Here is a 21,302-nt window from a genome sequence, read left to right on the forward strand (position 1 = left end):
CCGAACGGGGATTTCCGTGAAAAGGATCACCGCATGGCGACGGCGCCCGTGGGCGGGCTACGCCGTCGTGCTGGCGGCCCTGGTGGCGATCGGCGTGGTCTACGCCGGCTTCTCGCCGCGGACCGACCGCGCCGAGGCGCAGAGCACCGCGCAGGCCGCGGAGGACTTGAAGAACGGGCAGAAGCTGTTCGACAAGAACTGCGCGAGCTGCCACGGGCTGAACGCCCAGGGCACCAAGGACGCCCAGGGCAACGCGATCGCCCCCAGCCTCATCGGGGTGGGCGCCGCGTCGGTTGACTTCCAGGTCAGCACGGGACGCATGCCCGCGGCGAACCCCGGCGCGCAGGTGCCGCGCAAGACGCCGATCCCCACCTTCAACACCTCGATCAAGACCGACTACGAGGAGAAGGACAAGCGGGAGGCCGCCGAGAAGCAGAAGGCCCAGGCCGAGAAGAACCTCGCCGACCTGCGCGCCTACATCGCGTCGCTGGGCGGCGGCCCCGAGGTCCCGCCGGCCTCGGCCGTCGACCCGGCCAAGGGCAATGTGGCGCTCGGCGGGAAGCTGTTCCGCACCAACTGCGCGCAGTGCCACAGCTTCACCGGCCAGGGCGGCGCGCTGACCGGCGGCAAGTACGCGCCCCCGCTGTCCAAGAGCGACGTCACGCCCACCCAGATGTACGAGGCGATGCTGACCGGGCCGCAGGCGATGCCGGTGTTCAACGACACCACGCTGACGCCGCAGGACAAGCAGGCGATCATCTCCTACCTGGTGAAGACCCGCGAGGAGCCCAACCCGGGCGGTAACAGCCTCGGCCGCATCGGCCCGGTGACCGAGGGCCTGGCCGGCTGGCTGGTCGGCATCGGCCTGCTGGTCCTCGCGGCCATGTGGATCACCGCGAAGAAGCCGAAGAAGCTGAAGAAGTCATGAGCGACGACAACAAGGAGACCGCGGGCTCGACCGGCCCGCACGAGCAGGGCGGCCGGCGCGAACGCGTGATCGGCACGCCGTCCCCGGCGCGGGAGAAGGCGCTCCTCGCCGAGGACGACATCTCGGCGCCCGCGGGTGTGGGAGAGCAGCTCGACGAGCGGTCGGCCAAGCGCGCCGAGCGGATCGTCGCCGCGTTCTTCCTGCTCGCGTTCCTCGCCAGCGTGGTGTTCATCGCCTACTTCATCGGCTGGAGCGGCCGCGACGGCGGCATGCACGGCGTCACCGACGCCCGCGAGACCAACTTCTGGCTCGGCGGGACGATGGCGCTGGCGTTCCTCGCGATGGCGGTCGGCGTCACCATCTGGGTGCGCCGGCTGATGACCAGCAAGCCGATCGTCCAGGAGCGGCACGAGCTGGCCGCCGACGAGGCGTCCAGGGCGGCGTTCAACCGCGACTTCCTGGAGGGCGCGCAGGACAGCGGGATCACCAAGCGTCCGCTGCTGCGCCGCACGCTGCTGCTGGCCGCGGCGCCGCTCGGCCTGGCCCCGCTGGTGCTGCTGCGCGACCTCGGGCCGCTGCCGGAGAAGAAGCTCCGGCACACCTTCTGGGGCGAGGCGGTCAAGCTGGCGCAGGCCCAGGGCAAGAAGGGCGTCCGCCTGGTCGTGGACGGCACCAACAGGCCGCTCAAGGTCAGCGACTTCGCCACCCCCGGCTCGATGATCACCGTCCTGCCGGAGGGCATAGAGGAGCACCTGCCCGAGGACCAGGTCCTCACCCAGGTCGCCAAGGCGGTCACGATCCTCATCAACGTTCCGCAGGAGCAGTTCAAGCCTGCCAAGGGACGTGAGAACTGGCACGTCAACGGGGTCGTCGCGTACTCCAAGGTCTGCACGCACGTCGGCTGCCCGGCGGCCCTGTACGAGCAGACGACGCACCACATCCTGTGCCCGTGCCACCAGTCCACCTTCGACGCCACCGACGCGGCGAAGGTCATCTTCGGCCCGGCGGCCCGGCCGCTTCCGCAGCTGCCGCTGTCGGTCGAGGACGGTTACATCATCGCGACGAGCGACTATCACGAGCCCATCGGCCCGAGCTTCTGGGAGCGCGGATGAGCGAGGCGACAGCTCCGAAGGCGGTCGAGGCTCCGCTGACGTTCCTCGACGACCGTCTCGGTTCCACCACCTTCTTCAAGCGGAACATGAAGAAGGTCTTTCCGGACCACTGGTCGTTCATGCTGGGCGAGATCGCCCTGTACTCCTTCATCATCCTGCTGCTGACCGGGACGTTCCTGACGCTCTGGTTCAAGCCCAGCATGGGCGAGGTCGTGTACAACGGCTCGTACACGCACCTGCGGGGCGTGACGATGTCCGAGGCCTACGCCTCGACGCTGCACATCAGCTTCGACGTCCGCGGCGGACTGCTCATGCGGCAGATCCACCACTGGGCGGCGGTCCTGTTCATGGCGGCGATCCTGGCGCACATGCTGCGGGTGTTCTTCACCGGCGCCTACCGCAAGCCGCGCGAGCTGAACTGGCTGATCGGCATCGGCATGTTCACGCTCGGCATGCTGGAGGGCCTGTTCGGATACTCCCTCCCGGACGACCTGCTGTCCGGCACCGGCCTGCGGATCACGCAGGGCGTGGCGGAGTCGATCCCGGTGGTCGGCACGTATCTCTACATGTTCCTGTTCGGCGGTGAGTTCCCCGGCCAGGACATCGTGCCGCGGCTCTACATGCTGCACATCCTGCTGATCCCGGGTCTGCTGCTCGGCATGGTCACCGCGCACATGATGATCATGTGGGTGCAGAAGCACACGGCGATGCCGGTGAAGAACCAGACCGAGCACCAGGTGTACGGCTACCCGTTCTACCCGGTCTTCATGGCCAAGACGGGCGCCTACTTCCTGTTCACGTTCGGTGTGCTGGCGCTGCTGGGGGCGTTCGCGCAGATCAACCCGATCTGGCTGTTCGGCCCGTACGACCCCGGTGCGATCTCCTCGGGCTCCCAGCCCGACTGGTACATGGGGCCGCTGGAAGGCGCGCTGCGCATCATGCCGAACTGGGAGATCACCGCACTGGGGCACACGCTCAGCCTGAACGTGCTGATCCCGGCGCTGGTGCCGCTCGGCATCATCTTCGGCGGCGCCGCGGCCTGGCCGTGGGTCGAGGCGTGGGTGACCGGCGACAGGCGGCACCACCACGTCAACACCCGGCCGCGCAACGCCCCGGTCCGCACCGCGACCGGCATGGCCGCCGTCGCCTTCTACGGGCTGCTGTGGCTCGCCGGCGCGAACGACATCCTGGCCGACAAGTTCCACATCTCGCTGTTCGCGACGACGTGGTTCTTCCGGGTCATGGTCTTCGTCGGGCCGTTCCTGGCGTTCATCATCACCAAGCGGATCTGCCTCGGCCTGCAGCGCAAGGACGCCGACGTCATCGGGCACGGCGTGGAGAGCGGCGTGATCATGATGTCGCCGGAGGGGAAGTTCTCCGAGCGGCACGAGCCGGCCCGCGACGAGGAGAAGCAGGTCATCCTGTCCAAGGAGAACGCGCGGCTCCAGCCGCCGGCGCGGGACGCCCGCGGCATCCCGGCGCCCGGCGCCAAGGGCCCGCTCGGGCACCTGCGCGCGCGGCTCAACCGCGCGTGGACCTTCGACGACATCCCCGTCGAGGAGCACGGGCACGGCGAGCAGGAGGAGATCGAGGGCGGCCGCACGTCGCAGGAGATCAGTCACTGACCGCCGCACGGCGCTAGGAGAGGCCCGTCACCGTCCGCGGTGGCGGGCCTCTCCTATGCTGGCGGGCGATGACCAAGACCCTGTTCGTCACCAATGACTTCCCGCCTCGTCCGGGCGGTATCCAGGCGTTCGTGCACGGCCTCGCGTCCCGCCGTCCACCGGGGTCGGTGGTCGTGTACGCGCCGGCGTGGAAGGGCGCCGCGAAGTTCGATGCGCGGCAGCCGTTCCCGGTCGTCCGGCATCCGGGCTCGCTGATGCTGCCGGAGCCGGGCGTGCTGCGCCGGGCCGCGGACGTGCTGCGCGCGCAGGGCTGCGACTCGGTCGTGTTCGGCGCGGCGGCGCCGCTCGGGCTGCTGGCCCCGGCGCTGCGGCGGCGCGGGGCCGGGCGGCTCGTCGGGATCACCCACGGCCACGAGGCGGGCTGGGCGGCGCTGCCGGTGGCACGGCGCCTCCTGCGCCGCATCGGGGACGATCTGGACGTGCTGACCTACCTGGGCGAGTACACGCGGTCCCGGATGGCGCGGGCGCTGTCGCCGGACGCGGCGGCGCGGATGGCGCGGCTCGCCCCCGGTGTGGACGAGAAAGTCTTCCACGCGGGCGCGGGCGGCGAGGAGATTCGGGCGCGGCACGGGCTGGCGGGGCGTCCCGTGGCGGTGTGCGTGTCCCGGCTGGTGCCGCGCAAAGGGCAGGACGCGCTGATCCACGCATGGCCGCACGTCCTTCGGCGGGTGCCGGACGCGGCGTTGCTCCTTGTCGGCGGCGGGCCTCACCGCGCAGAGCTGGAGCGCCTGGCCGCGTCCCTCGGGGTGGAGCGCTCGGTCGTCTTCACCGGCGGCGTGCCCTGGGAGGAATTGCCCGCCCACTACGACGCCGGCGACGTGTTCGCGATGCCGTGCCGTACCCGCCGCCGCGGCCTGGACGTGGAGGGGCTCGGCATCGTCTACCTGGAGGCGTCGGCGACGGGCCTGCCGGTGGTCGCGGGCGACTCCGGTGGCGCGCCCGACGCCGTCCTGGCCGGGGAGACCGGGGTCGTGGTGCCGGGCCGCTCGGTCGCCCGGATCATCGATGCCGTCGCCGGCCTCCTGGCGGATCCGGGCCGGGCCCGCGCCATGGGGGACAGAGGCCGCGCCTGGATCGAACGCGAATGGCGCTGGGAAATTCAGGCCGCCCGGCTGGGGCGCCTGCTGACGGGCTGAAATGGCAGGATGCGGCTATGGACATCGAGGATGCTTGGGTCCGCGTTCCGGGGGAGGCCGCCCGGTGGCTGCGCGAGCTGGATCCCGACCACGGCCATTCGGGGTTCGAGCCGCCGCGCCGCCCCGATGCCGCCTGGCTCCTGCACGCGATGTACGTGTGGGAGGAGGGTCTGGTCACCACGACGCACGACGATGTCCACCAGTCGGTGGCGGCGGCGGGGCTGGCCGGGTCGCCGGAGCCGGACGTCCCGGGCGACGTGGGCGACCTGCTGGAGGGCGCGATCGTCACCGGGGTGGAGCTCGGCCGCAGCGGCGACCCGGGCACGGGCTGGCGGCGGTTGCGCTGGCGGGAGCTCGCACGCGGCTTCGGTGAGCCGGTCGTCCCGGAGGGGGCGCTGCCGGGCAGCCGCTGCCTGCGGCAGGGGCATCCGGCGGGAAGCTGGTCGGCGGCGGTCCGGCCGCCCGCGGAGGGCTGCCTGGACCGGGAGGGCTGGTACCGGCTGATCGGGGTGCTGCTGCGGCACAGCCCGTCCGGTGCGGGGACCCGCTGCCTGGCGTACTACTGCCCGCTGGTCACCGCGGACTGGGAGGACGACACCGTCCTCGCGGGCCGTCTCGGTGACGCCGCCGCGCTGTACGACCATCCGGGCCTGGGCAGCTGCCCGTCCGACCTGTGGGCCGAGGACCGCTCGTGGGTCGTCTACTGCGACTGGGATCTGTGGGGGACGAAGGTCGTCGGCCCCACGTCCCTGATCGAGGTCCTGCTGACCGACCCGGAGTTGGAGGCCGTCCGCCTGCCCTGGACCCGCTGACCGGTTCCGCGGACCGCCCCTGCCAAGGTGGGGCGGTCCGCGGAATCCGTCGCTCGAATGCGTGAACATGTCATGGCCTTTGTGCGTACTGCTTTGGAGAGCACAACGGCCACGGGATAAGGCCGGCTCGTACGGATTTTTCGTGCCGTCTCGCTTTTGAGCGGTTCTTGGGGCGTATGCTCCCGAAGTGATCGAGCGGGTTCACCGAGAATCCGTTCCGGAATCGCGGTGGGAGCGGAGCGGGCTCCGACACCGCGGTTCCGGATGTCTCAGCAGGACGGCCGCCGGGCGGGAAGTTCGGCGGCACGGAACCGACCGGCGTTCGCCGAGCCTTTGTCTCCTCCACGGGAGAGGGCATGGCGCGACGCGATATCGGGCATGCGTCCTGGAGCAACACGCGTGTTTCAACGTGGGCGGAGACGCCCGCGCGCCCCTCATCGGGACCGGCGACCGGACAGGGGCGCCGGTCCGAGGAGCCCCAGTGGCCCGAAGGGTCCTGGTGGTCGCAGCAGCCGGACTGGACCGGGCGGGGGCGCAGGGCGTCCCGGCGTGAGCCGAGCCGGCGCGTGATGAAGCGGCGCGAGGCCGGGGCCCGCGCACGCCCGCACCGTCGGGCACGGCCGCGCCCCGGCCCGAAGGCGAGGCCGCCCCGCGGCAGGCACCCCACCGACCGGCTGGGCATCGGCGCGATCACGCTGACCGCCGTCGTCGGCCTGTCCCTGCTCGCCATCGCCGAGCGGGCGCTGCTGGACGGCGGCGCGTCCGGCGCCGTCGGCTCGCATCACTCGATGAAGTCGCCGGAGCCGGGCGCGGACACGCCCGCGCAGCCGCGGCGGCCGTCGCGGCGGCCCCCCGGTGGCGGCGGCACGGGCACGGAGCCGGCCGGGCCGAGCCTGCGGGTGCTCGCCGCGCAGGTGCGCGGGCTCACCCTGGGCGAGCGCGGCGCCGCCGCCCGGCAGGACTACGGCGCCGCGCCGACCCGGCCCCCGATCGTGGGCGCCATCCGGACGAGCACCGACCGGACCTGGGTGTTCGGCACCACCGCGATCCCCGTCCCCGCGTCCAGCACCGCCAGCCCCGAGGTCGCGTTCTACGCGGCCCACTGGGCCGGTGGGCGGTGGCGGGTCGGGCTGTCGGGCGGCAGGGTGTTCGCCGCCCTGCTCCGCACGGTCCCCGCGGATGTGATACCGGTCTCGGAGGCGCGGCTGCTGCGCAGGTACGGGGCGGTCACCGCCGCGCAGGCCGCCGCCCTCACCCACGGCAGGGCGGGCGGCGGGCTGATGCTGCCGTGGAAGATCGGCCAGACCTGGGCGATGACGACCTCGGACGGCTCCACGTCCCCGCGTCCGCTCGGCTCGCTGGCGTTCTCCGGCGGGGACGGCCGCGTCCTCGCGGCCGGCGCCGGCCGCCTCTACCGGTTCTGCGCCGACCCGGCCGGCCGCGCGATGGTCATGCTGATCCACCCGAGCGGTCTCGCGACCACCTACTACCGGCTGCGGGACGTGACCCGGCTGCGCGACGGCACCGCCGTCGGGCGGGGCGCCGTGCTCGGCCGCACCGGCACCACGGTGCCGTGCGGCGGTGCCGGGGCACCCCGCGCCGAGATCGAGTTCGGCCTGCAAGACGGGACCGGTGCGGTCCCGCTGGACGGCGCCGAGATCGGCGGCTGGACGTTCCGGGAACGGGCCAGGCCGCTCCTCGGCTTCGCCGAACGAGGCGCGCTGCAAGTGCTCTCCGGGGGCCTGCTGGCCAACCTCGGCCCCGTCCCCGCGGCGGACGGCCCTTCGTCGCCGTCCCCGTCCTCCGGCGGGCCGCCGAAGGACGGTGCAGGACCGGCCGGCGCCCCGCCGGCGGCCGCAATAGAGAAGAGGAGCCCGAAAGGTGCGAATTCGCAGCAGTGATGATCCCGTGGTGCCCTCCTGGGCGCTGCGCATCGTGCTCGCCGGCGCGGTGCTGGTGCTCATCGGCGCGGCGACCCCGCCGGGAGCGGTCGCGGTCGCGAACGTGCGGTATTTCCTCGACTACTACGCCGGCGTCTTCGCGCTCGTCTCGCTGACGATCGCGGTGATGGGCGGGCTCCTGGCGACCGAGCGGCTGATCCTGAAGATCCGGCACCGGGTGCTCGCGCAGGCCGTGCACCACGCCTGCGCGGTGGTGGCGACGGCGACGCTGGTCGCGCACATCGTGGTGAAGGTCATGGACGGCCTCGCGTCCCCGGTCCAGATCGTCGTCCCGGACGGCGGTGCCATCGGAATCGGCACGATCGCGGCCGAGCTGATGTGCCTCATCGGGCTCACCGGCATGGTGCGCCCGCGGTTCGCGGTCCGCGGCAAGGCGTGGATGTGGCGGTCGCTGCACGTGTTCGCCTACGTCTGCTGGCCGCTGGCGATCGTGCACGGCCTGATCGCCGGCCGGTCCGCGGCGAACTGGGTGGTGCTCAGCTATGTGCTGAGCGCGGTGTTCGTCGTGCTCGCCCTCGTCACCCGCATGGTGGTGGTGTTCAAACCGCGCGAGGTGCACCGGGCCGGCGCCGGGACCGGTGCGTTCACCGGCCCTGACGGGGCCGGCCGGCGCCGTGACCGCCGCATGACGGCCGAGCGCGAGCACGCGCGGGGACGCGCCGCCGCGGCCGCCCGCGACCTCGGCGGACGCGACTCCGGCGACCCCCGGCAGACCGTCACCGACCCGCGCGGCATGCCGGTCACCGGGGCGGCCCGTGACACCGGGGTCCTGCGATGACCTCGGCCGTCACCGTCTCCAGCATCGGCGGCCCCCGGCTGACGCTCGGTTTCGACCGGTTCGACCGGCTGGACCTCGACCGGCATCTGGCGGTGCACGGCAGGCTCCGCGCGCCGGGGCTGGACGACCTGGTCCGCATGGCCGAGCAGGTCGACCTGCGGGGACGCGGCGGGGCGGGCTTCCCGCTCGCGCGCAAGCTGATGGCGGTCGCGGCGCGGGTCGCCCATCCGGCCGCCGACCGGACCGTGCTGCCCGGCGAGAAGGCCGGTGAGCGCCGCTCCAGCGAGGACGTCGTCGTGGTGAACGGTGCCGAGGGCGAGCCGGGCAGTGCCAAGGACAAGCTGCTGCTCCGCCGGGCGCCGCACCTGGTGCTCGACGGCGCGCAGATCGCCGCGTCCGCGCTCGGCACCCGGCGGATCGTGCTGGCCGTCGAGAGCGACGAGGCGGCCCGCTCGGTCCGCGCGGCGATCGGCGAGCGGCGGATGCCGGCCCGGGTCGTCCGGCTGACCGAGCGGTTCATCTCCGGGGAGAGCGGCGCGGTGATCCGCGCGATCAACGGGGAGACGCCGATCCCGCCGGGCGTGAAGGTCCGCGCGTCCGACTCCGGGGTGGACGGCTGCCCGACGCTGCTGTCCAACACCGAGACGTTCGCCCAGCTCGCGGTGCTGGTGTCGCTCGGTCCCGACCTGTACGCCTCGACCGGGACGGACGGCGAGCCCGGCACCACGCTGCTCACGGTCGGCGGGACCCGGGTCGTCGAGGCGCCGCTCGGCACCCCGCTGCGGACCGTCCTCGACCACTGCGAGGTGCCGCCGTCGCCGGGTGTGCTCGTCGGCGGCTACCACGGCATGTGGCTCGATCCGGCCGCCGTGTCGCGGGCGGTGCTGTCGCGCGCCGGGATGCGGCGCGTCGGCGGGACGGTCGGCGCGGGCATCATCCTGCCGCTGACGCGGGGCACCTGCCCGCTCGGCGAGGTCACCCGGATCGCGGCCTACCTCGCGGCGCAGTCCGCCGGGCAGTGCGGCCCGTGCCGGCTCGGGCTGCCCGACGTCGTCCGCTCCCTGCACACGCTCACCGAGGGCACCGGCACGGCGGAGGACGTCCGCCGCGCCGCCGGTGTCGGCCGGGGCCGCGGCGCCTGCACCCACCCGGACGGGACGGCGAAGTTCGTGCTGTCGGCGATGGAGGCGTTCGCCCCTCACATCGACGCGCACCGGTGGGACGGCGGCTGCGGCCTGTCGACCTACGGCGTGCTGCCGCTCCCGGTGCCCGACGGGTCGGAGGGGCGGGTGGCGATCGACTGGAGCCGGTGCGACGGGCACGGGCTGTGCGCCTACCTCGTCCCCGAGCTGATCCAGCTCGACCGGTACGGGTTCCCCGTGGTGCTCGGCACCGACATCCCGCCGTGGCTGGAGAAGGACGTGCAGAAAGCGGTCGCGATGTGTCCCGCCTTGGCGCTCCGCGTCGTCGGGGGGATGCCCCGGACGCCCTCGCGGCGGTGAATTCCCGGGGCGGAAGAACGACATCGGGTGGAAACGATGTGATCCGCACCGGCCGCGTCCGCGCGTGCCCGGCGCCCGGGCGTCCTACGATCGCGGCATGGACATCGTGATCGCGGGCGGGCACGGGCAGATCGCGCTGCGGCTGTCCCGGCTGCTGGCCGCACGGGGGGACACCGTGCGGAGCATCATTCGCGACCCCGGCCACGCCGGGGACGTCGGGGACACCGGCGCCCGGCCGGTGGTGTGCGACCTGGAGTCCGCGGACGCCGCCGAGGTCGCCGGCCACCTCACCGGGGCGGACGCGGTCGTGTTCGCCGCCGGCGCGGGACCCGGCAGCGGCGCGGCCCGCAAGGACACCGTCGACCGGGCCGCGTCCGTGCTGACGGCGGACGCGGCGGAGCGCGCGGGCGTACGCGGCTTCCTGCAGATCTCCGCGATGGGCGCGGGTGAGCCGCCCGCGCCGGGGCGCGGCGAGGCATGGGAGGCCTACATCAGAGCCAAGGGCGCGGCCGAGGACGACCTGAGACACCGCGACGCGCTCGACTGGCTGATCCTGCGCCCGGGGCGGCTCACCGACGACCCGGGCACCGGGCTCGTGCGGCTGGAGGAACCACCGATCGGGCGCGGCGCGGTGACCCGCGACGACGTGGCGGCGGTCATCGCGGCGCTGCTCGGCGCCCGCGACGTCCGGCGCCGTACGCTCGACCTGCTCAACGGCGGCACCCCGATCGCCGACGCCGTCGCCTCCCTGCGCCGGCCCGGCGGTCAGGAGGTGTAGAGGGAGTCGATCTCGGCGGCGAAGTCCTTCATCACCATGTTGCGCTTCACCTTCAGGCTCGGTGTCATGTGGCCGGCCTCCTCGGTGAAGTCGACGCCGAGGATGATGTGCTTCTTGATCGCCTCCGCGTGGCTGACCGACTTGTTGGCCTCGGCGACCGCGGTCTCGACCTCGGCGATGAGATCGGGATCGGTGCGCAGCTCCTCGATCGTCATCGCCGCGGGCTTGCCGTGCCGCGCCTTCCAAGGGCCGAGGGCCTCCTCGTCCAGGGTGACGAGCGCGCTGATGAACTTGCGGCCGTCGCCGACCACGAGGCACTGGCTGACCAGCGGATGCGCGCGGAGCCGGTCCTCCAGCGGAGCGGGCGCCACGTTCTTGCCCGCCGCGGTGACCAGGATCTCCTTCTTCCGGCCGGTGATCGTGAGGAAGCCGCCGTCGTCGAGGGAGCCGAGGTCGCCGGTGTGGAGCCAGCCGTCCTCCAGAGCCTCCTTGGTGGCGGCCTCGTTGTTCCAGTAGCCGCGCAGGACGTTGACGCCGCGGACGAGCACCTCGCCGTCGTCGGCGATGCGGATGTCCACGCCCGGGATCGGCCGGCCCACCGTGCCGATCTTGATCGCGGTGGGGCGGTTGACGCTGGCCGGCGCGGTCGTCTCGGTGAGGCCGTAGCCCTCCAGGATCGTGATGCCGACACCGCGGAAGAAGTGCCCGAGCCGCTCGCCCAGCGCGGCCCCGCCGGACACCGCGTACCGCACCTTCCCGCCGACGGCGGCGCGCAGCTTGCCGTACACGAGCACGTCGAACACCTTGTGCTTCGCCTTGAGCGCGAGGCCGGGGCCGCCCGCGTCCATGGCCCGGCTGTAGGCGATCGCGGTCTCGGCCGCCGCCTTGAAGATCTTGCCCTTGCCCTGCGCCGCGGCCTTCTGCTCGGCGCCGTTGTAGACCTTCTCGAACACGCGCGGGACGGCCAGCAGGAACGTCGGCTGGAAGGACGCGAGGTCGGGCAGCAGGTTCTTGATGTCGCTGTGCCCGAGGACGATGCCGGCCTCGATGGTGGCGACCTGGATCAGCCGGGCGAACACGTGGGCCAGCGGGAGGAACAGCAGGGTGGAACTGCCCTCGACGGCGATCTCGGCGATCGCGCCCTGCACGGCGTTGCGCGCGGTCGACACGAGGTTCCCGTGGGTGATCTCGCAGCCCTTGGGGCGCCCGGTCGTGCCCGAGGTGTAGACGAGCGTGGCGATGTCGGCGGCGGTACGGGACCGGCGGCGCTCCTCGGCCACGTCGTCGCCGACCTCCGCGCCGAGCCGGACGACCTCGTCGACGTCGCCCGCGTCGATGCCCCACACGTGCGCGAGGTCCGCCAGCCGGTCCCGGGCCTCGGTGATCCGCGCCACGTGCTCGGCGGTCTCGGCGAACACGGCCTTGGCGCCGGAGTCGCCGACGATCCACTCGATCTGCTCGGCGGACGACGTCTCGTAGATGGGGACGGAGATCGCGCCGGCCGTCCAGATCGCGTAGTCGAGGACGGTCCACTCCCAGCGGGTCCGCGACAGCAGGCACACCCGGTCGCCGGGCTCGATCCCGGCGGCCACCAGGCCCTTGGCGACCGCGGCGGCCTCGGCCGCGAACTCGGCGGCGGTGACGGCGCTCCACGCGTCGCCGCGCTTTCGGCGCGCCACGATCGTGCCGGGCTCCTCGGCGGCCCGGGTGAAGGGCGCGTCGGTCAGATTGGCGGAGTCGGAAACCTCCACCATCGCGGGGACGCTGAACTCGCGCACGGCCCACTCCCGTAGTCGGTGTTCCAGGTCGGCGGGAAGCCTCCGGGGCTTCCCGCACCCGAATGATACCCATGAGTAGGGATTTCTCCCTGCAACCGATCATGCCCGCCGGGCGGTGCGGGACACGCGCCGCCGGCTTAACGGCACGGCAAAGACCGCCCGCCCCGGCGCACTCGTTCTCCCGGGTGGTCCGCCCCATTAGAGTCGGTTCATGAGGATCCACGTGGTGAGCGACGTCCACGGCCGCGCGGACGCGCTGACGAGCGCGGCGGACGGCGCCGACGTCCTCATCTGCCTGGGCGACCTGATCCTGTTCATCGACTACCACGACCACGGGCAGGGGATCTTCGCCGAACTGTTCGGACAGGAGAACGCCGCCCGCTTCATCACGCTGCGCACCGAGAAGCGCTTCGACGAGGCGCGGGCGTTCTCCCGGAGCCTGTGGGCGTCGCTGGACGGCGACGCGTGGCCGCACATCGAGCGCGCGGTCGACCGGCAGTACGCCGACCTGTTCGCGGCCATGCCGGCCCCGGCGTACCTGACGTACGGCAACGTCGACGTCCCGCGCATGTGGGGCCCCCATCTGCGCGAGGGCCACCATGTCCTCGACGGGCAGACCACCGAGATCGGCGGGCTGCGGTTCGGGTTCGTCGGCGGCGGTCTCCGCACCGAGTACCGCACCCCCTACGAACTGGACGAGGAGACGTTCGCCGCCAAGGTCGAGGCCGTCGGGGAGGTGGACGTGCTGTGCTCGCACATCCCGCCCGCCGTCCCCGAACTGCTGTACGACACGGTGGCGCGCCGGTTCGAGCGGGGCAGTGAGGCGATCCTGGACGCGGTCCGCCGGACGCAGCCGAAGTACATGCTGTTCGGGCACGTCCACCAGCCGCTCGCGAGCCGGATCCGGATCGGCCGCACCGAGTGCGTGAACGTCGGGCACTTCCGCGCCCGCGGCGTTCCCTACGTCCTGACGGTGTGACGGATACCGTCTCTACGAAGAGCGGGTCCGGCCGCGGGCCCGACGACAGCCGGAGGGAGACGCAGATGGCGGACCGCACCAGTTCCTCCATCACGGTCAAGGCGGGCAAGGCCGAGATCATGGCGGTGATCGCCGATCTGGAGGCGTACCCGCGGTGGGCGAGCGGCATCCGCGAGTTCACCGTGCAGGAGACGGGGGAGGACGGCCGCGCGAAGCGCGCCAGGCTGACCTTCGACGGGGGCCCGTTCAGCGACACGGTCGGGCTCGCCTACGTCTGGGAGGGCGACGACCGGGTCACCTGGGAACTGGTGGAGCCGGGCACGGTCGTCACCGGCCTGCACGGCACCTATGACCTCGTCGAGGAGGGCGGCGTCACCGAGGTGACCTACGAGCTCGCCGTGGACGTCCGCATCCCCATGATCGGCATGGTGAAGCGCAAGGGCGAGAAGCGGATCATCGACTCGGCCCTCAAGGGCCTCAAGCGGCACGTCGAGCGCTGAACCCGGCACGGGGAGGCGGGTACCGTGCACGCCGGTGACAGATGGATGATGGAGCCATGAGCGACGACGCGGGCAGCGTATGGGACCGTGCCATCGCCGCCGAGGCGGGCCCGGAACCGGCCGCCGGGCCGGCCGCTCCGCCGGACGCTCCGCCGGACGCGGAGCCGGACGCGGTGCGGCACCTGTGCGAGGCCGGGCGATCGCTGCTCGCGGCCGCGCGGGACGCGGCGGCCGCGCTCGACCGGACCCGGCCCTTACCCGGGAGGGAGAACCCTCCGGCTGAGGCGTCGAAGCGCCCGCGGGCGGGTACGTCCGATCGGTCGGGACGTGCGGAGCCGGGCGAGCCGTGGGCGGCCGCCACCGGCGGTCCCATCGACATCGGGTAGCGCGCAGTGGCTCCAGCCGGGCCGCGCGAGGAGGAGGAAGTGCTACATGGCCCTGACCATCGGCGTGGATGTGGGCGGTACGAAGGTGGCCGCGGGGGTCGTCGACGACCGGGGAACGATCCTGGAGAAGGTCCGCCGGCCCACCCCCTCGACGAACCCCAAGGAGACCGCCAAGACCATCGCCGAGGTCGTCGACCTGCTGAAGGGCAAGTACGACGAGGTGTCGGCCGTCGGCCTCGGCACCGCGGGCTTCGTCGACGAGGACCGTTCCACCGTGCTGTTCGCACCCAACCTCGCCTGGCGGGACGAGCCGATCAAGGAGAAGGTGGAGAGCCTGGTCGGGCTGCCGGTCGTCGTGGAGAACGACGGTAACGCGACCGCGTGGGGCGAGGCCCGGTTCGGCGCCGGCCGCGGCGAGGACTTCCTCGTCCTGGTGGCGCTCGGCACCGGCATCGGCGGTGGCATCATCCTGGGCGGCGAGCTGTACCGGGGCCGGTTCGGCATCGGCGCCGAGATGGGGCACTTCCGGGTCGTCCCGGACGGGCGCCGCTGCGGCTGCGGCAACCGCGGCTGCTGGGAGCAGTACGCGAGCGGCAACGCGCTGGTCCACGAGGCCCGCGACCTGGCCCGGGTGGCGCCCGCGATGGCGGGGCGGCTGCTGGAACTCGGCGGCGGCCGGCCGGAGGGCATCAGCGGACCGGAGGTGTCGCAGGCGGCCCGCGAAGGCGACAAGGCGGCGCTGGAATGCTTCCGGACCATCGCGCACTGGGCGGGGCAGGGCCTCGCCGACCTCAGCGCGATCCTGGACCCGGGCGCGTTCATCATCGGCGGCGGCCTGTCGGACGCCGGCGACCTGCTGCTCGACCCGGTCCGCGCCGCGTTCGAGGACGCGCTGACCGGACGTGGCCACCGCCCGCTGCCCGACATCCGCATCGCCGAGCTGGGGTCGGCGGCGGGCATCGTCGGCGCCGCGGACCTCGCCCGCGTCCGCCCGCTCCAGGACGTGGCCGTCCAGGCGTGACCGCCGTCCGGCTGCTGAGCTACAACATCCGTTCGCTGCGCGACGACGCGGCGGCCGTGGCGCGCGTCGTCCGCGCCGTCGCCCCCGACGTGCTGTGCCTGCAGGAGGTCCCGCGCTTCCGGGCGTGGCGCCTGCGGCGGCGCCGCCTGGCGAACGCGTGCGGTATGCGGATCGCGGCAGGACGGCGGGCCTGCGGGCTCGCCGTCCTGACCGCGCCCCACGTGCGCCGGGTGCACCGCGAGTTCCACCTGCTGACCCCCGACCGCGGGCTGCACCGCCGCGCCCTGGCGATCGCCGTCCTGGAGATCGGCGGCACCGGCGTCATCGCCGCGAGCACCCACCTGGACCTGGAGGACGCCCCGCGCCTGCGCCACGTCCACGAGATCCGCGCCCACCTCGACCGTGCCCGTGCCCGTTACGGCGCGCCCGCCGTCCTGGCCGGTGACTTCAACGAGGAACCGGGCGGCGGGTCCTGGTCACTGCTGACCGGCTGCTTCCGGGACGCCTACGCGACCGCCCCCACCGGCGGGGAGGCGACCTTCTCCGCCCGCAACCCGACCCGCCGCATAGACGCCGTCTTCGTCGACCCGGCGATCGGTGTGACGGCCTGCGGCGTCCCCCCGGACGAAACCGGCGACCACCCCCGGGCCACCGACCACCGCCCGCTCCTGGCGGACCTGCGCCTCGGCTAGACGACGGCTCCGTCGTCGGGGTCCCTCGGCTCGTCGCCCATGCGCAGGACGAGGGTGACGAAGCCGCCGATGAAGGCGGCGACGGCGAGGAAGGCGGCCCAGCCGGGCACCTCCCAGTCGAGGACGACGGTGACGAGCAGGTAGATGGGACCGCCGATCAGGGCGATCCAGGCGCCCTTGGTGAGCGGGTCGGCGCTCGGCAGCGGCGGGGGAGGGGGCGGGACGTAGTGCCCTTCCTCCTCCTCATCATCATCGTCGTCGGGCGGGAACTCCGGCGGCTCCGTCGGCTTGATCACGCGGGCGCGGGGAAGGCGGCCGGAGCGGTCGTCGCCCTCCCGCGGGGGGTCGGCGGGCTCGCGGATGTTCTCCTCGTCCGGCCAGGGGGGCTCGCCCTCGGGGACGTCGTCGAAACCGGCGATGATCTCGGCCCAGATGGCGTCCTCGTCGCGTTCCGGGGGGCCGCCCGCGTCCGTCCCGGAGCCGCCCTCGGCGGGCTCGGCGAAGCCGGTCTCGGCGCGTTCGCCCTTCTCCGCGCGTTCGGCCTTCTCCGCGCGTTCGGCGGGCTCGGCGCGCTCCTCCGGGCCGCGGGCGGACGCCTCGCGCAGCCGGGCGAGGTGGACGCGCAGGATGCCCTCGGCGGCGGGCTTCATCTCGACGTCCACGTAGAGCCGGTCGAGGACGTCGCCGGACGCGGGTTCCACGACCGGCCCGCTGATCTCCGGCAGGCCGGTCGGCGACGCCGCGTAGGCGGCCACGCCGGCCTCGCCGAGCGCGGTGAGCATCGCGTCCGCCAGATGCGGGGCGAGGTCGACCAGTGGGGCGTAGGTGTCGGCTGACAGTCCATTGCCACGGCGATTCACGGGGCCGGCTCCTTCGACGACTCCGGCGTGACCGACAGCACCGGCATGGCGGCCTCCGCTTCCCCAACGACAGTGCGGTGCCCGGACGCGCCCGCCGCAGGCGGCGGCATTCCCGGACACCCCGAAACGTGTGTCCCACGGTATTCGCTGCGCCGCGTGGGACAAGCCCCCGGGTGCAACCGATTGAGATTCACCGTTCAGAGCCTACGTTCATTCCCGTCCCCGCCGCCGGGCGGACCGGTCCCGATTTGAGGGGTACCGGCCGGTAGAGCGGTAAGAGGGGGAATGGGAAGATGTCCCAACATCCCCCGTCGGCCAGGGGCCGATCGTGCTCGCCCCCGGGCACCGGTCCGAGGAAGGTGCCCGCATGCTGTGGTTCTGGATCCTGCTCAGGATCGTGCTCTCGCCGATCCTGTACCTCGGGTGGTGGCCGCGGAACAAGGGCATGCGCAACGTCCCGAAGCGGGGGCCGGCGCTGATGGTGAGCAACCACCTGTCGTTCGCCGACCACTTCTTCGGGCCGCTGCCGCTGATGCGCCCGATCTACTTCATCGGCAAGGGCGAGTACTTCACCGGCAAGGGGATCAAGGGGCTGATCAGCAAGGGGTTCTTCACCGGCGTCGGTGTGGTGCCCGTCGACCGGACCGGCGGGCCGGCGTCCGAGGCGGCGCTGCAGACCGGGCTGCGCATCCTCGCCGAGGGCAAGCTGCTCGGCATCTACCCGGAGGGCACCCGCGCACCCGACAACCGGCTGTACCGGGGCAAGACGGGGGTGGCGCGGCTGGCGCTGAAGTCCCGCGTCCCGGTGATCCCGATGGGGATGATCAACACGCATGAGCTGATGCCGCCCGGCCGGCCGTACCCGCGGCTCGGCGTACGGCCCGGCGTCCGGTTCGGCAAGCCGCTGGACTTCTCCCGGTTCTACGGCCGCGAGGACGACCACGAGGTGCTCCGGGAGATCACCGACGAGATCATGGAGGCGATCCGGGCGCTGTCCGGGCAGGAGTACGTCGACCGGTACGCCGCCGAGGTGAAGGCCGAACTGGCCGGCAAGCCGGTGCGGCCGGTGGAGGACGACAGCGGGCTGAGCGACCCCGGATGAGCGGAGCGGGCCGGGGGCGCGGGGGCCTGCCCGGCGGGGCGCGGGGATGAGGCGGGCGGGGACGGGCCCGGCGGGATTGGGGCTGGAGACCGCGCTGTGGCGGGCCGTGGCGGTCTACCGCGGGCTTGCGCTGGGCTACGCCGCGCTCGTGATCGCGATGAACTTCGACGGCTACGCCCATCCGGCCGGCGGGTGGGCGGTCCTCGCCGTCATGGCCGTGTGGACGGCCTACGCGGTGGCCGCGTTCGGTGATCCGCGCCGGCGCGGATGGCCGCTGCCGGCCGCCGACCTCGCCGTCGCCGCGAGCTGCGTGCTGGCGACCGCGTGGGTGGAGACGCCCGCGAACATCGCCGCGGGACGCCCGACGCTGCCGGTGTCGTGGGTGGCGGCGGCGGTGCTGTCGTGGGCGGTGGCGGGCGGGCGGCGGCTCGGCCTCACCGCCGCGCTCGTGCTGGCCGCCGCGAACCTGATGGTCCACGTCCTCGCCGGGACGGCCGGCGGCATCGGCGGCACCACGTTCAACGGCATCGTGCTGCTGGTTCTCGCCGGGCTCGTCGTCGGGCACGTCGTCCGGCTGGCGCTGGAGGCGGAGGCGCGGCTGGCGCGGGCCGTGGAGCTGGAGTCGGCCGGCCGGGAGCGGGACCGGCTGGCCCGCGGCATCCACGACTCGGTGCTGCAGGTCCTCGCGATGGTGCAGCGGCGCGGCGGTGAGCTGGGCGGCGAGGCGGCCGAGCTGGGCCGGCTCGCGGGCGAGCAGGAGGCCGCGCTGCGCGCGCTCATCGGCACCGGCCCGGCGGCGCCGCCGCGCCTCCCGGACGCCGACGCCGATCTGCGTCCGCTGCTGACCGCGCACGCGTCCACGTCCGTCACGGTCTCGACGCCGGCGACGGAGGTGCCGCTGCCCGCGCACGCCGCCCGCGAGGTCGGGGCGGCCGTCGCGGCGGCACTGGACAACGTCCGGCGGCACTGCGGCGGCGGTGCCCGCGCCTGGGTGCTGCTGGAGGACGGGCCCGGCGGGGTCACCGTCAGCGTCCGCGACGACGGCCCCGGCATGCCCGCCGGGCGGTTGGACGAGGCGGCGGCGGACGGCCGGCTCGGCGTCGCCCAGTCCATCCGGGGCCGCATCGGCGACCTCGGCGGCAAGGTCACGATCTTCTCCGCGGAGGGTGAGGGCACCGAGATCGAGATGACCGTGCCCCGCCGCCCGGACGGGAGCGTCCCCGGCCCCCGGTCTTAGGGTGTGATCCGTGAGCCTGCGAGTCATGGTCGTGGACGACCATCCGATGTGGCGCGAGGCGGTCGCCCGCGATCTCGCCGAGGCCGGCCATGACGTGGTCGCGACCGCGGGGGAGGGCGGCGCGGCCGTCCGGATCGCCGCCGCCGCGCGTCCCGAGGTCGCGGTCGTCGACCTCCAGCTCCCCGACATGAGCGGTGTGGAGGTGACCCGCCACCTGGCCGCCGCAGACCCGCCCGTCCGGGTCCTGGTGCTGTCGGCGAGCGGCGAGCAGCAGGACGTCCTGGAGGCGGTGAAGGCGGGCGCGACCGGCTACCTGCTCAAGTCCGCGGCCCGCGAGGAGTTCCTGGACGCCGTCCGGCGAACCGGGGAGGGCGACGCCGTCTTCACCCCCGGCCTGGCCGGTCTCGTCCTCGGCGAGTACCGCCGGCTCGCCGCCGCGCCCGCCCGCGAGGAGGCGGACGCGCCGCGCCTGACCGACCGCGAGACCGAGGTGCTGCGGCTGGTCGCGAAGGGCCTGACGTACAAGCAGATCGCGCAGCGTCTCGTGCTGTCGCATCGGACGGTGCAGAACCACGTGCAGAACACCCTCGGCAAACTCCAGCTCCACAACCGTGTCGAACTCGTCCGCTACGCCATCGAGAAGGGCCTCGACCAGGAGGAATAGGCTGGATGAAGCACGGCCGGGGCCGATCCCGGCGGGCCTCGTGCGACAGGGCGATCTCACGGGCGCCGCGGCGCGGGAACTGGCGATGGCCGAGGCCGGGTGATCCCATGGCGCAAAGGCCCCGCCGCGGCTGTGCAAGGCCGGGCCACGGCGGCCGCCGGGGAAGTGGCGGCGCGGGGCGAACGGTGTGCCGCCGCCCGCGGCAGCGGCTATGGTCTAGACCAATGGCGGCACCGGGACGCCCGGCGGCCGCCCGGCCGTGTGCGGACGCATGGCCGGTCATTGGCAATCGAGGGAGGAGCCCGGTGGCGGGAGAAGGAGACGGCATGCGCGTCGGAGTGCTGACCGGTGGCGGGGACTGCCCCGGACTGAACGCGGTGATCCGCGCGGTCGTCCGCAAGGGCGTGCAGGTCTACGGCTACGAGTTCGTCGGCTTCCGGGCCGGCTGGCGCGGCCCTCTCGAAGGCGACACCATGGCCCTCGACGTGCAGGCCGTGCGCGGGATCCTGCCGCGCGGCGGGACGATCCTCGGCTCGTCCAGGACGAACCCGATCAAGGTCGAGGGCGGCATCGAGCGCATCAAGGACAACCTCGCCGGGCTCGGCGTGGACGCGCTGATCGCCATCGGCGGCGAGGACACCCTCGGTGTCGCGCGCGAACTGTACGCCGAGGGCGTCAACGTCGTCGGCGTCCCGAAGACGATCGACAACGACCTGAACGCGACCGACTACACGTTCGGGTTCGACACCGCGGTGAACATCGGCGTGGAGGCCGTCGACCGGCTGCACACCACCGCCGAAAGCCACCACCGCGCGCTGATCTGCGAGGTCATGGGCCGGCACGCGGGCTGGATCGCGCTGCACGTCGGCATGGCCGCGGGCGCCAACGTCATCCTCATCCCCGAGCGGCCCTTCGACATCCAGAAGGTCTGCGAGTACGTGGAGAGCCGGTTCAAGACCCGGTACGCGCCGATCATCGTCGTGTCCGAGGGCGCGCACCCCGTCGACGGGCAGATGCGGCTGCAGACCGGGGAGAAGGACTCGTTCGGGCACGTCCGGCTCGGCGGCGTCGGCCAGGCGCTCGCCGACGAGATCGAGGCGCGCACCGGCAAGGAGGCCCGCGCCACCGTGCTCGGGCACATCCAGCGCGGCGGCACCCCCACCGCGTTCGACCGCGTCCTCGCGACCCGCTTCGGTCTCCAGGCGATCGACGCCGTCAAGGACGGCGACTACGGCAAGATGGTCGCGCTGCGGGGCACCGACATCGTCCGCGTCGGGCTGGACGAGGCGACCAAGGAGCTGAAGACCGTCCCGCTGGAGCGCTACGCCGAGGCCGAGGTCTTCTTCGGCTGACCGGCCCTCCTGGCGGGAACACGGTTTCCGGGTCGCGGT

The 21,302-nt window shown here is 73.3% G+C and carries 20 protein-coding genes; 18 read left to right on the forward strand and 2 right to left on the reverse strand.

Annotated elements, in window-relative coordinates; translation table 11 throughout:
* The first annotated feature begins 16 nt into the window (after positions 1 to 16).
* The 9 genes from qcrC to AF1_RS07785 all read left to right on the forward strand — a co-directional run bounded on the left by qcrC (position 17) and on the right by AF1_RS07785 (position 10,692).
* Complete coding sequence (gene qcrC, locus AF1_RS07745) at positions 17 to 928, forward strand: cytochrome bc1 complex diheme cytochrome c subunit (protein ID WP_067794354.1); 912 nt, start codon at positions 17 to 19, stop codon at positions 926 to 928.
* The gene (qcrA, locus tag AF1_RS07750) at positions 925 to 2,040 is read left to right on the forward strand and encodes a cytochrome bc1 complex Rieske iron-sulfur subunit (protein WP_067794356.1); all 1,116 of its coding nucleotides are present in this window, start codon (positions 925 to 927) and stop codon (positions 2,038 to 2,040) included. Before qcrC ends, qcrA begins: the two co-directional genes overlap by 4 nt.
* Positions 2,037 to 3,665, forward strand: a complete 1,629-nt coding sequence (qcrB, locus tag AF1_RS07755; protein ID WP_067794358.1) for a cytochrome bc1 complex cytochrome b subunit — start codon at positions 2,037 to 2,039, stop codon at positions 3,663 to 3,665. The genes qcrA and qcrB overlap by 4 nt, the downstream gene beginning before the upstream one ends.
* A 68-nt stretch (positions 3,666 to 3,733) precedes the next feature.
* Positions 3,734 to 4,861 (forward strand): glycosyltransferase family 4 protein, encoded by a 1,128-nt coding sequence (locus tag AF1_RS07760; protein WP_067794360.1) that lies wholly within the window; start codon positions 3,734 to 3,736, stop codon positions 4,859 to 4,861.
* Positions 4,862 to 4,878: 17 nt separating this feature from the next.
* Positions 4,879 to 5,673, forward strand: coding sequence for a hypothetical protein (locus AF1_RS07765; protein ID WP_067794362.1), 795 nt, complete (start codon positions 4,879 to 4,881; stop codon positions 5,671 to 5,673).
* Positions 5,674 to 6,242: 569 nt separating this feature from the next.
* The gene (locus AF1_RS07770; RefSeq protein ID WP_067794364.1) at positions 6,243 to 7,574 is read left to right on the forward strand and encodes a M23 family metallopeptidase; all 1,332 of its coding nucleotides are present in this window, start codon (positions 6,243 to 6,245) and stop codon (positions 7,572 to 7,574) included.
* Positions 7,555 to 8,412, forward strand: a complete 858-nt coding sequence (locus AF1_RS07775) for a hypothetical protein (protein ID WP_131732602.1) — start codon at positions 7,555 to 7,557, stop codon at positions 8,410 to 8,412. Before AF1_RS07770 ends, AF1_RS07775 begins: the two co-directional genes overlap by 20 nt.
* Positions 8,409 to 9,914 carry an NADH-quinone oxidoreductase subunit NuoF family protein gene (locus AF1_RS07780; RefSeq protein ID WP_067794367.1) on the forward strand — a complete coding sequence of 502 codons (1,506 nt, stop codon included), beginning with the start codon at positions 8,409 to 8,411 and terminating at the stop codon, positions 9,912 to 9,914. The genes AF1_RS07775 and AF1_RS07780 overlap by 4 nt, the downstream gene beginning before the upstream one ends.
* Before the next feature lie 97 nt (positions 9,915 to 10,011).
* Positions 10,012 to 10,692, forward strand: a complete 681-nt coding sequence (locus AF1_RS07785) for an NAD(P)-binding oxidoreductase (RefSeq protein WP_067794417.1) — start codon at positions 10,012 to 10,014, stop codon at positions 10,690 to 10,692.
* On the opposite strand, the gene AF1_RS07790 is transcribed toward AF1_RS07785, so the two are convergent.
* A complete protein-coding gene (locus AF1_RS07790; protein ID WP_067794369.1) occupies positions 10,680 to 12,470 on the reverse strand; it encodes an AMP-dependent synthetase/ligase in 1,791 nt (596 codons plus the stop codon). The genes AF1_RS07785 and AF1_RS07790 overlap by 13 nt on opposite strands.
* Before the next feature lie 211 nt (positions 12,471 to 12,681).
* On the opposite strand from AF1_RS07790, the gene AF1_RS07795 reads away from it, so the two are divergent.
* The 5 genes from AF1_RS07795 (at position 12,682) to AF1_RS07815 (ending at position 16,048) form a co-directional block, all read left to right on the forward strand.
* A complete protein-coding gene (locus AF1_RS07795; protein ID WP_067794371.1) occupies positions 12,682 to 13,449 on the forward strand; it encodes a metallophosphoesterase family protein in 768 nt (255 codons plus the stop codon).
* A 65-nt stretch (positions 13,450 to 13,514) separates the two neighbouring features.
* On the forward strand, positions 13,515 to 13,949 hold the full coding sequence (locus tag AF1_RS07800; RefSeq protein WP_067794373.1) for an SRPBCC family protein: 435 nt from the start codon (positions 13,515 to 13,517) through the stop codon (positions 13,947 to 13,949).
* 56 nt (positions 13,950 to 14,005) lie between these two features.
* The gene (locus tag AF1_RS07805; protein ID WP_067794375.1) at positions 14,006 to 14,335 is read left to right on the forward strand and encodes a hypothetical protein; all 330 of its coding nucleotides are present in this window, start codon (positions 14,006 to 14,008) and stop codon (positions 14,333 to 14,335) included.
* Positions 14,336 to 14,381: 46 nt separating this feature from the next.
* A complete protein-coding gene (locus AF1_RS07810; RefSeq protein ID WP_067794377.1) occupies positions 14,382 to 15,356 on the forward strand; it encodes an ROK family glucokinase in 975 nt (324 codons plus the stop codon).
* Positions 15,353 to 16,048 carry an endonuclease/exonuclease/phosphatase family protein gene (locus tag AF1_RS07815; protein WP_067794379.1) on the forward strand — a complete coding sequence of 232 codons (696 nt, stop codon included), beginning with the start codon at positions 15,353 to 15,355 and terminating at the stop codon, positions 16,046 to 16,048. The genes AF1_RS07810 and AF1_RS07815 overlap by 4 nt, the downstream gene beginning before the upstream one ends.
* On the opposite strand, the gene AF1_RS07820 is transcribed toward AF1_RS07815, so the two are convergent.
* Positions 16,045 to 16,908, reverse strand: coding sequence for a hypothetical protein (locus tag AF1_RS07820; RefSeq protein ID WP_067794381.1), 864 nt, complete (start codon positions 16,906 to 16,908; stop codon positions 16,045 to 16,047). The two genes, AF1_RS07815 and AF1_RS07820, sit on opposite strands and share 4 nt — an antisense overlap.
* A 367-nt stretch (positions 16,909 to 17,275) precedes the next feature.
* Here AF1_RS07820 and AF1_RS07825 point away from each other — a divergent pair, with 367 nt between their 5' ends.
* The 4 genes from AF1_RS07825 (at position 17,276) to AF1_RS07840 (ending at position 21,263) form a co-directional block, all read left to right on the forward strand.
* Positions 17,276 to 18,010, forward strand: coding sequence for a lysophospholipid acyltransferase family protein (locus tag AF1_RS07825; RefSeq protein ID WP_067794383.1), 735 nt, complete (start codon positions 17,276 to 17,278; stop codon positions 18,008 to 18,010).
* Positions 18,011 to 18,056: 46 nt separating this feature from the next.
* A complete protein-coding gene (gene macS, locus AF1_RS07830) occupies positions 18,057 to 19,247 on the forward strand; it encodes a MacS family sensor histidine kinase (RefSeq protein WP_067794385.1) in 1,191 nt (396 codons plus the stop codon).
* A gap of 25 nt (positions 19,248 to 19,272) precedes the next feature.
* Positions 19,273 to 19,911: a response regulator gene (locus tag AF1_RS07835; RefSeq protein ID WP_174548831.1), complete on the forward strand. Its 639-nt coding sequence runs from the start codon at positions 19,273 to 19,275 to the stop codon at positions 19,909 to 19,911.
* 326 nt (positions 19,912 to 20,237) lie between these two features.
* Positions 20,238 to 21,263: a 6-phosphofructokinase gene (locus AF1_RS07840; protein ID WP_067794389.1), complete on the forward strand. Its 1,026-nt coding sequence runs from the start codon at positions 20,238 to 20,240 to the stop codon at positions 21,261 to 21,263.
* Positions 21,264 to 21,302 lie beyond the last annotated feature (39 nt).

This window comes from Actinomadura formosensis NBRC 14204 (assembly GCF_001552155.1).
GTDB lineage: Bacteria > Actinomycetota > Actinomycetes > Streptosporangiales > Streptosporangiaceae > Spirillospora > Spirillospora formosensis.